This window comes from Streptomyces sp. NPDC047061, from assembly GCF_040643955.1.
Taxonomy (GTDB): Bacteria; Actinomycetota; Actinomycetes; order Streptomycetales; family Streptomycetaceae; genus Streptomyces.
Genome location: NZ_JBEYVI010000002.1, coordinates 407,021 through 419,744 on the forward strand (window position 1 = coordinate 407,021; position 12,724 = coordinate 419,744).

Below are 12,724 nucleotides of genomic sequence, written 5' to 3' on the forward strand. Positions count from 1 at the left end.
GAGCATTGCGGGGCAACGTGAATCAGATGCAGGGCCTGCTCATCGCGGGCCGCTACCGGCTGGCCGACGTCATCGGCAGCGGCGGCATGGGCCGGGTGTGGCGCGCCCATGACGAAGTGCTGCACCGGGCGGTCGCCATCAAGGAGTTGACGGCCGCGCTCTACGTCGCCGAGAGCGACCAGTCCGTCCTGCTGGCCCGCACCCGGGCCGAGGCGCGGGCCGCGGCGCGCATCAACCACTCCGCCGTCGTCACCGTCCACGACGTACTCGAACACGACGGCCGCCCGTGGATCGTCATGGAGCTGGTCGAGGGCTGCTCGCTGGCCGACGCGGTCAAGGAGCGCGGGCGCATCGAGCCGCGGGAGGCCGCGCGGATCGGGCTGTGGGTGCTGCGCGCGCTGCGTGCCGCGCACAGCGCCGGGGTGCTGCACCGCGACGTCAAGCCGGGCAACGTGCTGCTCGGCCGGGACGGCCGGGTCCTCCTCACCGACTTCGGCATCGCGCAGATCGAGGGCGACACGACGATCACCCGTACCGGGGAAGTCGTCGGATCCGTCGACTACCTCGCGCCGGAGCGCGTGCGCGGGCACGATCCGGGGCCGTCCTCCGACCTGTGGGCACTGGGCGCGACGCTGTACACGGCGGTGGAGGGGCGCTCGCCGTTCCGCCGCACCTCGCCGCTGACCACCATGCAGGCGGTCGTCGAGGACGAGGCCGGCGAGCCGCTCGCCGCGGGCCCGCTGGAGCCCGTCATCACGGCCCTGCTGCGCAAGGAACCGGCGCAGCGGCCGGGCCCCGAAGAGGTCGAGCAGATGCTCGCGGAGGCCGCGGAGGGACGGCGGCCGAGCACGGCACAGGCGTACGTACCGACGCAGTCGCAGATCAGTGGCGGCGGTCGTGGGACGCGGCTGGACTCCGGCGGCTCGTACGAGACCTTCCGGGAGGAGGCGGCGACCCCGTACGGGGGCTCGCACGGCAGCGGCTCCCACGGCGGCGGCTCCGGCGGCGGCTCTTACGGCGGCGGCTCCTACAGCAGCGGCTCCTACGGGAGTTCGTACAGCGGTTCCGTCGGTGCTTCTCCCGGCGGTTCCTACGAGGGGCAGCGTCCCCCCGGCGATTCCATGCGCGGGCCGACGGTCCTCGGCCCGTCGTCCGCACCCGTCTCCGTGCAGCCCGGACGGCGCCGGCTGCGCACGCTCGCGCTCGTCGTCGCGCTGGCGGCACTGCTCGGCGGCGGCACGGCCGTGGCCCTGCAGAAGTGGGACTTCGGGCAGAAGGACGACAGCGGCAACGTGGCCTCGCCGGCCACCTCCAGTCCGTCGTCCTCGGGCAGCGCCGGCACGGCGCCGGACGGCGCGGTCCCCACCGACTGGCAGACCGTGCACGACCCGTTCGGCTTCAGCCTCTCCCTGCCCAAGGGCTGGAAGCGCAATGTCTACGACTCCGGCGGCACCGGTGGCGAACAGACCGACAGTGACCTCAAGCAGGTCGACTACACGCCCGACGGCGGCAAGCACTTCGTGCGCATCGCCATCGACAGCTCGCCCGACTTCGCCAACGCCAACGCCCACCAGCTGGATCTGGAACAGCAGTTGCAGCGGCTGGTCGACTACAAGCGCGTGACCCTGAAGCAGAACCTGTACCGGGACCGGGACGGGTCGCTGTGGGAGTACACCTGGACCGCGTTGGCGAAGGACGGGGCGAACGTGGCCGGGCCCCGGCGCGCGGTCGAGGAGACGTACTACTCACGGGCGGGCGCCGAGTACGCGATCTACGTGTCGTCGCCGGCGAAGGACTGGGCGACGGCCGAGCAGCAGTTCAAGTGGGTGCTCCAGAGCTGGGTCGAGCCGGGCTCGTCCGGCTGACGCGGCGCCGCGGCCCGGAAAGCGGCCTTCCGGTCGGGTGTCTTGGCTTGTCACCGTCCGGAAGGTTCGGGTCCGGTGCGGCATCATGGGGCCATGGGGACCGACGGGGACGCCGTCCGTCTGATCGCGGGGCGTTATCGCCTTCAAACGCGGCTCGGGCGGGGCGGGATGGGTGTCGTATGGCGCGCGACCGACCAGTTACTGGGACGGCAGGTCGCCGTCAAGGAGCTCACGGTCGACGACTCCCGCTCGGACGACGACGCCCGGCTGCGCCGCGAACGCACCCTGCGTGAGGCACAGGCCGTCGCCCAGCTGCACCACCCGCACATCATCGTCGTGCACGACGTGGTCGAGGACGGCGGACGGCCCTACATCGTCATGGAGTTGATCGACGGCGGTTCGCTCGCCGACCGGATCTCGCGGAGCGGGCCGGTGGACGTCGGCGAGGCCGCGCGGATCGGGATCGCCCTGCTGAGCGCGGTGCGGGCGGCGCACGGGGCGGGGGTGCTGCACCGGGACATCAAACCGGCCAACGTGCTCGTCGAGGCGGCCACCGGGCGTGTCGTGCTCACCGACTTCGGCATCGCCCAGGTCGCGGGCGCCACCACGCTCACCGAGACCGGTTCCTTCGTCGGCTCGCCCGAGTACACCGCGCCCGAGCGGATGAACGGCTCGCGGTCCGGCCCGGCGGCCGACCTGTGGTCGCTGGGCGCGCTGCTGTGCGCGGCGCTCAGCGGCGAGTCGCCGTTCCGGCGCGACTCGCTCGGCGGGATCCTGCACGCCGTGGTCTCCGACGAGATCCGGCCACCGTCCCAGGCCGAGCCGCTGCTGCCGGTCGTACGGGGGCTGCTGGAGCGGGATCCCGAGCGGCGGCTGGGCGCGGCGGAGGCCGAGCTGATGCTGCGCGGGTTCCTGGAGACGGGGACCGTGGCGGACGTTGCCACGGCGCGGGACGCGGGCGTCGCGTCGTACACGCCGACCCAGCGGGACGTGCCGTGGCCGCCGGCTCCGGAACCGGCCGTACCGCCCCGGTCCACCTCCACCCGCGGGGTGCTGGTCGCCGCGCTGCTGGTCGCCGCGATGGCCGGGGCGGGGGTGTCGGCGGCAACGCTGCTGTTCCACGGCGGCGGGGGCGGCACCGCCCCGGGCCCCGGGGGTACGACGGCCGTCTCCGCGTCCCACCCGACGGCCCCCTCGACCACCCTGTCCCCCTCGGCCACGGCCACCACCCAGCCCCCCTCCTCGACCGCCCCGCCGCCCCCCACCGCCCACTCCAGCACCGCGCCCTCCGGCTACCGCCTCGCCCGGGACCCGGTCGGCTTCGCCCTCGCCGTGCCGGAGGGCTTCACCCGCGACCCGCAGGGCGAGCGCGTCTTCTACATGTCGCCGGGGCAGACCTTCCGGCTCGGCATCAAGGTCTCCGAGCCGCCGACGGACGGACCGGGCGGGGCGATGCGGCGGGCGGCGGCCGAGGGGCCGAGCACCAACCCCGGGTACCACGACGGCCGGGTCACCGACACCACCCACTCCGGACACCCCGCTGCCTTCTGGGAGTTCACCTGGAAGGGCTTCAGCGCGGCGGAGGGACCGCGGCACACCTACGACCTCTGCTGGGAGGAAGGCGGTCAGATGTACGACGTGTGGGTGTCGGCGCCGGTCGGGAAGGTGCGGGAGGCACGGGAGTACTTCGACGTCGCCGTCGACACGTTCACGGCGGACTGAGGGCGCCGATAGGAGGCCGGGCGACCGCGCCCCCGTGCTCGCCGGGGACGCCGCCGTCCACACCGACAGCGACGACTGCGCCTGGAACCCCGACTGCACCCCGGCCACCTACCCCCTCTGGGGAACCGGCGACCTCCTCCTCGACGGGGACGGCGACTACGCGAGCACCCCGACCGCGGTCACCCCGACCGACGCCGGCTTCTCGGTCACCGCGCACGCCCGCGTCGACACGGCGACGGCCGACCACGACATGACCGTGCTGTCCCAGCCCGGCGTTCACACCAGCCTGTTCACCCTGCGCTATGTCGCCTCCTCGCAGGCCTGGGAGGCCGTGGTGGCGCACGAGGACCGTGCCGACGCGCCGACCACGACGGTCACCGCGCCCGCCGACCGGCCCGCGTCGAGCGACGAGTACCTCGCGGTGGTCTACGACGAGCAGGCCGACCAACTCCGGCTCTACGTGGGATCGAGCTACCCCGCGGCCACGGCGGGCGTCGCCGGCGAGGACACCTGGACGCCGACCGGCGCCCTCCAGGTCGGCCGCACCCTCACCCCGGACGGCGGGACCGACCACCTGGCCGGCGCGATCGACGAGGTGCACACCTACGCGGGCGTCCTGACCCCGACCCAGCTCGCCCAACTCTCCCTCGGGAGCGTCGACATCTGAGGTCCATGGGCCCCTTCCACAGGGAGGGGCCCGCGGACCGCACTCCTCTGACCGCGCCGCTTCGACAAGGGCATGGTGCGCAAGGTACTCATGTGACATGAGTGAAGACGGCGAACAGCCGGTCGGGGAACGTCTGATCGGTGGGCGCTATCGGCTCGCCGGACGCATCGGCTCCGGGCCGAGCGGCACCGTGTGGCGGGCCCGCGACGAGCAGGACGGGCGGTACGTCGCCGTCAAGGAGCCCCGCCTGACCGGCGAGCCGGGCGGCGCGGAACGGGAGCGCGCCGCACACCGGCTGCTGCACGAGGCCCGCGCCGCCGCCCGCGTCGACCACCCGGCCGCCGTCGCCATCCACGACGTGGTCGTCGAGGACGAACTCCCCTGGATCGTCATGGAGCTGGTGGCGGGGGAGCCGCTGCACTCGGCCCTCGCCGGCCGAGGGCCGCTGCCCGCTCCCGAGGCCGCCCGCATCGGGCTCGCCGTCCTCGGCGCGCTGCACGCCGCGCACGGCGTCGGCATCGTCCACCGTGACCTCAAGCCCTCCAACGTCCTGCTCGGAGCCGACGGCGAGCGCGTCGTCGTCACCGACTTCGGCATCGGCGCGGGGCAGCAGGGGCGCGGCGACGGCGACTTCATCGCCCCCGAGTACGAGGAGGGGCGCGGCGCAGGGCCCGCCTCCGACCTGTGGTCCCTCGGCGCGCTGCTCCGCGCGGCCACCGACGGCGGCGAGCGCGCCTCGGCCACCGACGGCGGCGAGGGCCCCCTCGGTCCGCTCCTCGCGCAGCTCCTCGCCCCCGAACCCGAGGCCCGGCCGACGGCCGCCGACGCTGCCGAGGTGCTCGCCGAAGCCGCCGGGGTGAGTCCTCCGGCATGGGTGACCGAGCCCCCGGCGCCGGCCCCGGTCCGCCCCCAGGCGCCACCGGTCGCACCGGCCCCACCGGTTCCGGCGGCCCCCGAACCCCGCCGCCTCACCCCGCTCGCCGCCCTCGGCCTGCTCCTCGCCAAAAAACCGGAACGCGGCTGACCGGCGCTGATCGTCCCCGTCCAACCCCCTGATCAGCGCATTCTCTGCCAGTGATCACTGGCGGTGTGTGTGCGGTCCGTGAAACCGGGTTACCCACGGGTACCCAAAGGCCCCGCTCCCGAATACCCTGCGGCTCATGACGGACTCGCAGGCCCCGGCCCACGCACCGGCCCCCACCGGCACGAACCCGCTCGCCCCCGCCCCCGCAGGGGCTCGAACCGCCGCCGACGTGGTCACACCCGAGCTGGTCGCCCAGCTCACCAAGGGCGTCGCCGGCTCCGGACGCACGGCCAACCACACGCCCTTCACCGGCGAGAAGCTGGCCGACCTGCCCGAGTCCACCCCCGAGGACGTGGCCAAGGCCTTCGACGCGGCCCGCGCCGCCCAGGCCGTGTGGGCGAAGGTGCCGGTACGGCAGCGCGCCGCCGTCCTGCTCCGCTTCCACGACCTGATCCTGGCCCGCCAGGCCGAGGTCCTCGACCTCATCCAGCTGGAGACCGGCAAGGCCCGCCTGCACGCCCACGAGGAGGTGCAGGCCGTCGCGGTCGCCGCCCGGCACTACGGCCGCAAGGCCCCCGCCTACCTCCGCCCCAAGCGGCACGCGGGCGCCATGCCCACCCTCACGCGCGTCACCGAACTGCGCCACCCGCGGGGCGTGGTCGGCCAGATCGCCCCCTGGAACTACCCCCTGGAACTCTCCGTCGGCGACGCGCTCCCCGCCTTCGCCGCGGGCAACGCGGTCGTCATGAAGCCGGACACCGAGACCTGCCTGACCGCCCTGTGGGCCCGCGACCTCCTCATCGAGGCGGGGCTGCCCGCCGACGTCTTCCAGGTCGTCCTCGGCGAGGGCCCGGTCGTCGGCCCCGAGGTCGTCCGGCACGCCGACTACGTCTCCTTCACCGGCTCCACCCGCACCGGGCGCGAGGTCGCCCAGGGCGCGGCGGCCCGCCTGGTCGGCGTCTCCCTCGAACTCGGCGGCAAGAACGCCATGCTGGTCCTGGACGACGCCGACATCGAGAAGGCGGCGGCCGGCGCCGTCCGTGCCTGCTTCTCCTCGGCCGGCCAGCTCTGCATCTCCATCGAGCGGCTGTACGTCCACGAGTCGGTCGCCGACGCCTTCGTCGAGCGCTTCGCCGCCCGCACCAGGGCCATGCGGCTCGGCAGGTCCCTCGCCTACGGCGCCGACATGGGGTCCCTGGTCGGGGAACGGCAGCTGGAGACCGTCACCCGGCACGTCGACGAGGCGGTGGAGAAGGGCGCGACCGTCGTCGCCGGCGGCACCGCCCGCCCGGACATCGGCCCCTACTTCTACGAGCCCACCATCCTCGACGGCGTCGAGGACGCGATGGCCGTCTGCACGGAGGAGACCTTCGGCCCGGTCGTCTCCATCTACCGCTTCAAGACCGAGGACGAGGCCGTCGAGCACGCCAACGGCACGCCGTACGGCCTCAATTCCTCGGTCTGGACGAAGAACGGCAGCCGGGGCCGAGCGGTCGCCGCCCGCCTGCGCACCGGCACCGTGAACGTCAACGAGGGCTACGCCCCCGCCTACGGCAGCGTCCAGTCCCCGATGGGCGGCATGAAGGACTCGGGCCTGGGCCGCCGACACGGCTCGGAGGGCATCCTCAAGTACACGGAGGCGCAGACGGTCGCCCAGCAGCGCCTGCTGCCTATGGCCCCCTCGCTCGGCATGGACGACGAGAAGTACGCCGCCTTCATGAGCACGAGCCTCCGCGTGATGAAGGCACTGAGGCTGCGCTGACGCGCCCCTTCAGGGGCGCGGGGCTGTATTTGATTTGCGGCTCCGCCGCGTGGGCGCGAGCAACCACGATCCACCCGCACGCGAAACTCAACGAGGAGCACCCGTGCCCCAGGACACCTACGACTACGACGTCATAGTCGTCGGCTCCGGCTTCGGCGGGTCCGTAACCGCCCTGCGCCTCACCGAGAAGGGCTACAAAGTCGGCGTCCTGGAAGCCGGCCGCCGCTTCACCCGCGCGTCCCTCCCCAAGAACTCCTGGGACATCAAGAACTACCTCTGGGCCCCCAGGCTCGGCTGCTACGGCATCCAGCGCATCCACCTCCTCGGCAACGTCATGGTGCTGGCCGGCGCGGGCGTCGGCGGCGGCTCGCTCAACTACGCCAACACCCTCTACGTCCCGCCGAAACCCTTCTTCGACGACCCCCAGTGGCGTGACATCACGGACTGGCAGGACGAGCTGAAGCCGTACTACGACCAGGCGCAGCGCATGCTCGGCGTACGGCTCAACCCGACGATGACGCCGTCCGACGTCCACCTGAAGGCGGCGGCGCAGCGCATGGGCGTCGGCGACACCTTCCACCTCGCCCCGGTCGGCGTGTTCTTCGGCGACGGCAAGGACGCCGACGGCGAGGCGAAGGCGGCCCCCGGCGACCAGGTGGCCGACCCCTACTTCGGCGGTGCGGGCCCCGCCCGCAACGCCTGTACCGAGTGCGGCGAGTGCATGACCGGCTGCCGGCACGGCGCGAAGAACACCCTCAACGAGAACTACCTCCACCTCGCCGAGCAGGCGGGCGCGGTGGTGCACCCGATGACGACGGTCGTCTCCGTCACCGACGACTCGCAGGGCGGCTACGCCGTCGCGACGCTGCCCACGGACGACCGGAAGAAGGCCGGGGGCCGGGTCTTCAAGGCCCGCCGGGTCGTCATCGCCGCCGGCACCTACGGCACCCAGACCCTCCTGCACCGCATGAAGGCCGGCGGTCAGCTGCCGTACCTCTCCGACCGCCTGGGCGACCTCACCCGCACCAACTCCGAGGCCCTGGTCGGCGCGCAGACCGACAACCGCCGCTACCGCAAGGCACACGGCACGCCCAAGGCCGACTTCACGCGGGGCGTCGCGATCACGTCCTCCGTCCACCCGGACGAGAACACCCACATCGAGCCGGTCCGCTACGGCAGGGGCTCGAACGCGATGGGCGGGCTGTCCATCCTCCAGGTCCCGTACGCGGAGGGCTCCTCCCGCGTCCTCGGCTGGCTGGCGAACGCGGCCCGCCACCCCCTCCTGGTGCTGCGCTCGCTCTCCAACCGGCGCTGGTCGGAGCGGACCATCATCGGCCTGGTGATGCAGTCGCTGGACAACTCCCTGACGACGTACCTGAAACCGGACGGCGTCGGCAAGGGCCTGCTCACCGCCCGGCAGGGTCACGGCGCCCCCAACCCCAAGCAGATCAAGGCCGCCTCGGAGGCGGCCACCGTGCTCGCCGAGGAGATCAACGGCTTCGCCGGCAGCAACGTCGGCGAGCTGATGGGCACCCCGCTCACCGCCCACTTCCTCGGCGGCTGCCCCATCGGCGACTCCCGCGAGACCGGGGTCATCGACCCGTACCACCGGCTCTACGGCCACCCGGGCATCTCGGTCGTGGACGGCGCCGCCGTCTCCGCGAACCTGGGCGTGAACCCGTCCCTCACGATCACGGCACAGGCCGAGCGCGCGATGTCGTACTGGCCCAACAAGGGCGAGGCGGACCCGCGGCCGCGGCAGGGCGAGCCGTACGAGCGGCTCCGCCCGGTCGAGCCGCTCCGTCCGGCGGTCCCGGCCGAGGCCTTCGGCGCGCTGCGGCTGCCGTTCCTCGGCATTCCGGCCGTACCGCCGAAGAAGTAGGCCCAAGGAGAAGGCCGGGAAGGTCGCCGGACACCGAAGAGGGACCTGTGCCCCCCTCCGAGCCCAGGTCCCTCTTCGATCGGTGCGCGGCCGCCGCCTGACGACGGCTCGCGCGACCTTGCCTATGAGCCGGCGCCGGCCTTCCGCCGCCGTACCAGGACCACCGCGCCGGCGCCGACCACGACGGCGGCGCCGCCGACCAGGCCGATGACCGGGAGCGCCGAGCTGGAGCCCGTGTCGGCGAGGTTGCCGGTCGGCAGGTCGGAGATGTCGCCCTGCGGCTTCTTCACGGAGTCCTTGCCGCCGTCGTCGCTCGGCGTGGCCGTACCCGGGTCCGGGTTGGACGAGCCGGCCTCGAGGACCGTGAAGTCGTACTGGGCCCAGCCCTCGGCGATGCAGTCCTGGCCGTCGACCTTGTCGAGGTAGGCGCCGGAGCCGAAGGAGTAGGCGTCACCGGCGGGCGCCTTGGCGTCGATGGAGACCCGCAGGTCGACCGACTTGCTCGCGCCGGACTTCAGCTTCGGCACGTAGAAGAAGTAGTCGCCGGCCCAGTCGTCGCTGCCGATCCGGTCCCAGGAGCCGGTGTCGGGGTTCTTGAACTCCAGGTCGACGTACGGGCTGAGGTACTTCGACTCGTCGAGCTCGTAGTTCTCGATCTCGGCGTAGAAGGCGACGCCCTCGACGTCCGTCTTGGACTCGTTCGTCACGACCAGCTCGAAGCCGTGGAAGCCGTCGCCCGCGACGATCTTGCCGGGCAGGCCCTTGATGTCGGCGGACACCTTGGCGTCGCCGAAGTTCTCGTCGAGGTCCTCGCAGTACGGCACGTCCGGGTCGGACGGGTCCTCGCTGGGCTCGGCCGACTCGGACGGCTCGACGGAGGAGGAGGCCGACGCCGACGCACTGGCGCTCGCGCCGTCGCTGGGCGATGCGGACGCCGATGCGGACTCGGACTCGGATGCGCTGTCGCTCGGTGCGGCGGAGTCGGACGGCGAGGCCGAGGCCGTGTCGCTCGGTATCTCGCTCGGTGCGCTCTCCGACGTCTCCGGCGCCGACGGCGACTCGTCCGCGAACGCGGCCGGCGCGGACAGCAGCGCGACCGGTGCGATCACGGCCGTGACGGCCGCCGCGGCCATGGCCCGGCGAAGCTTCATGAGGACCCCCGTACATCAGCTGCGGTGGATGGATGTCACCGCTGGTTCCGCTGATGTGACCGGCAAGTCGTGTGAATGGTTGCCTCCACATTCACCGAATTCATATGTGATGTGGGTCACTTGATCTCAAGTGACCTCAAGGCTGTCGCCTCTTCATGTCAATCGGCGGGCATGGCATGAACACAGTCGATTCCAAGGTTATTCTCGCCCCCGTCGAACGGCCGAGCGAGAGAGTGTCATGTCTGACAGACGGTCCGAAGAATCGTCGGGGGACGAGCCGTCGTCCTCCTCCATATCCGACGAGGTGTGGGAGCAGTTCCTCCAGGACAGCGAACGGGACATCCGCAAGTCCGCCCCCAAGGAGCCCTCCGCGCGGGCCCGCGAGGTGACCGAGCGGCTCAAGGGGCGGAAGGGGGAGCCCGAGGGGTGGCGGACCGGGCCCGCCTGGCAGGAGATGAACGGGCGGGCCACCCGCCGCCGCAGGGCATGGGCGCTCATCGGCGTTCCGCTGGCGATCGCCGTGGCCGTCGTCGCGATGCGGCCCTCCCTGATCCCGGGCGACCCCTTCGGCTCGTCCGCCGGCACGGACACCGCCACCACGCCCCTGCCCGCCGAGACCACCACCCCGACCGCCCCGCCCTCCGCGGCCGCTCCCGACACCCCCACGCTCGCCCATCCGTTCGCCGGTTCCCCGGCGCTGCGCTGGGCCGACGGCGCGGAAGGCATCGTGCTGCCGAAGGCCACCGCGCTCGGCGCGATCCCGAAGGACCGCGTCGAACTGGCCCTCCAGCAGACCAGGAAGCTGCTGGTGGACGCCAACCTGAACCCCGACGTCATCGCCGGCGGCAACCCCGACGCGGCCCTCTCGGTGCTCGACCCCAAGCAGCCCGACGTGCTCGACGGCCTCAAGGCCTCGCTGCGCAGCCCGAGCAAGACCCACGACCCGCTCTTCCTCTTCAGCCGCTTCGACCCGAAGGACGTGAAGCAGGCCGGGAAGATCGTCAAGGTGCGCGGCCGCATCACCTTCGCGAAGGGCAAGTACCAGGGCGTGGCCGTGCACGCCGACTACACCTTCGTCTACCCGGTCGTCCGCGCCGGCGGCTCCACCGAGGTCACCCGCACGATCGTGCGCCGCGTGATCGACGCCGAACTCCCCGACCCCACGCGGTACCAGGTCACCCCCGGCCGGCTGACCCTGCTCCGCTACGACGAGGACGCCGGCAACTCGGCCTGCGACATCAACGACGGCTATCTGCACCCGCAGTTCCCGTCCCAGGCCCCGACCGCCGGTGCCGCCCCGACCGGCCCGTCCGTCGACCCGTACGACCGCAGCCGCGACATCGGCAAGGAAGAGGCCTGCGGCACGGTGAGCCGTACCTAGCCGCGCACACAGGCGAAGGGCCCCGCGGGACGGAGCCGCGGGGCCCTTCTTTCGTCAGCACCGACGTCAGGGCAGCGTCGGTGCCTGGAAGCGGCGCCGGGGGGTTGCGCCGCTGGTTTCCGCGCCCTGCGCCACCGTCCGAGCCCCGGGTCGGCGCCCCGGCGCACACGGGGCGTACGGCAGGTCTCGACCATTGGCGGACGGTTGGTACACGGCAATTCCGTTGCCTGAACTGGGACTTGGGAACTCCGAAGCCCCTTGCGGGCCTTCTACGCATCGTGCTGGATGCACGCGGCCTCCGCAACCGTTTGACCCAGCCCTTATGCATTTTTGCAATTTTCCGCCGGTCGGCCCCGGGCGTCCCCGGAGCCGGCCGTCTCTTGGGTGACCGGGCTGCTGTCCCCTGCCGTCCGGTCACTTGACTGGAGCGAGGTCCCACGGCGCACGGCACGTTCCGTACGCCTCATCGCCCCAGTGAAGCCACGCGTGGTTCCTTCGGGCCCGCCCCTGGCTGACACGGACACCCCACCAACGAAGCGGTTCGCGGGCCGGTCACGCGCCGTACGGGTGAGAAGACCCCGAACGCAGATCCGCCCGACTCAGATGCGGCCCCGGCACAGCTCCAGGAGCGTCATGGCGAGGGCGGTGCCGGGCTTGCCGAGCGCCGTGCTGTAGTGGCCGAGGATCTCCATCTCCCGGGAGAGGTTCACCCGGCGGCCGCCGGAGGTGATCCGTGCCTCCTGGACAACGGCGGAGACGGCCATCCGTTCCTGGATCAGACCGATGATCCGGTCGTCGAGCGCGTCGATGCGCTCCCGCGCACCACTGATCACCTCGGCGGCCTCGGGGGTACGGGCACCGGTCACGTCGATCGCGTTCATGGGGGCTCCTCGTCGGAAGGCGGGCGGTGCCCCGAACCGACAGGATCCGGAGAAACACCAGGCGCCCCGGACCTTGTCGGCCCGGGGCGCCTGGGGAAGTCGCTTGTCAGTAGCTCAAGCAGCACGACCATGGCAGCCGGTGGGCCGGTTGCCATAGGTAAAGAGGAAGGTCGTCCGGGTGAGCATGGGGGCGATTATGCCACAGAACGGGATGGGCGGACCGGGCCGGGCAGGTGGCCGCTTCCCGGCCCGCCGGGCCGGGAAGGGCGGGCGGGGCGGCCACTCCTCGGCCTGCCGGGCCTGGCCGGGCGGTCACTTCTCGGCCCGCCGGGTCGGGTGGGGGCGGTCACTTTCTGGTGTGCCGAGTCGGGTGGTGGGTGGGCAAAGGA

The 12,724-nt window shown here is 72.5% G+C and carries 9 protein-coding genes; 7 read left to right on the top strand and 2 right to left on the bottom strand.

Going from position 1 to position 12,724, the window contains the following annotated elements; all coding sequences use genetic code 11:
- Nucleotides 1-26: 26 nt before the first annotated feature.
- The 6 genes from ABZ887_RS05370 (at nucleotide 27) to ABZ887_RS05395 (ending at nucleotide 8,922) form a co-directional block, all read left to right on the top strand.
- The gene (locus ABZ887_RS05370) at nucleotides 27-1,865 is read left to right on the top strand and encodes a serine/threonine-protein kinase (RefSeq protein WP_361283083.1); all 1,839 of its coding nucleotides are present in this window, start codon (nucleotides 27-29) and stop codon (nucleotides 1,863-1,865) included.
- 93 nt (nucleotides 1,866-1,958) lie between these two features.
- Nucleotides 1,959-3,587, top strand: coding sequence for a serine/threonine-protein kinase (locus ABZ887_RS05375; RefSeq protein ID WP_361283085.1), 1,629 nt, complete (start codon nucleotides 1,959-1,961; stop codon nucleotides 3,585-3,587).
- 34 nt (nucleotides 3,588-3,621) lie between these two features.
- Entirely contained in the window at nucleotides 3,622-4,254 is a 633-nt protein-coding gene (locus ABZ887_RS05380) for a LamG-like jellyroll fold domain-containing protein (protein ID WP_361283087.1), read from the top strand.
- Nucleotides 4,255-4,351: 97 nt separating this feature from the next.
- Nucleotides 4,352-5,278 (top strand): serine/threonine-protein kinase, encoded by a 927-nt coding sequence (locus ABZ887_RS05385; RefSeq protein ID WP_361283089.1) that lies wholly within the window; start codon nucleotides 4,352-4,354, stop codon nucleotides 5,276-5,278.
- Nucleotides 5,279-5,414: 136 nt separating this feature from the next.
- The gene (locus ABZ887_RS05390) at nucleotides 5,415-7,040 is read left to right on the top strand and encodes a succinic semialdehyde dehydrogenase (RefSeq protein ID WP_361283091.1); all 1,626 of its coding nucleotides are present in this window, start codon (nucleotides 5,415-5,417) and stop codon (nucleotides 7,038-7,040) included.
- Nucleotides 7,041-7,143: 103 nt separating this feature from the next.
- A complete protein-coding gene (locus tag ABZ887_RS05395) occupies nucleotides 7,144-8,922 on the top strand; it encodes a GMC family oxidoreductase (protein WP_361283093.1) in 1,779 nt (592 codons plus the stop codon).
- Nucleotides 8,923-9,044: 122 nt separating this feature from the next.
- On the opposite strand, the gene ABZ887_RS05400 is transcribed toward ABZ887_RS05395, so the two are convergent.
- Nucleotides 9,045-10,073, bottom strand: a complete 1,029-nt coding sequence (locus tag ABZ887_RS05400; protein ID WP_361283095.1) for an LAETG motif-containing sortase-dependent surface protein — start codon at nucleotides 10,071-10,073, stop codon at nucleotides 9,045-9,047.
- 238 nt (nucleotides 10,074-10,311) lie between these two features.
- Between ABZ887_RS05400 and ABZ887_RS05405 the strand changes: the two genes are divergently transcribed.
- Nucleotides 10,312-11,454, top strand: coding sequence for a hypothetical protein (locus tag ABZ887_RS05405; RefSeq protein ID WP_361283097.1), 1,143 nt, complete (start codon nucleotides 10,312-10,314; stop codon nucleotides 11,452-11,454).
- 599 nt (nucleotides 11,455-12,053) lie between these two features.
- Here the strand turns inward: ABZ887_RS05405 and ABZ887_RS05410 are convergent.
- Nucleotides 12,054-12,335: a chorismate mutase gene (locus ABZ887_RS05410; RefSeq protein ID WP_089099362.1), complete on the bottom strand. Its 282-nt coding sequence runs from the start codon at nucleotides 12,333-12,335 to the stop codon at nucleotides 12,054-12,056.
- Nucleotides 12,336-12,724: the final 389 nt, after the last annotated feature.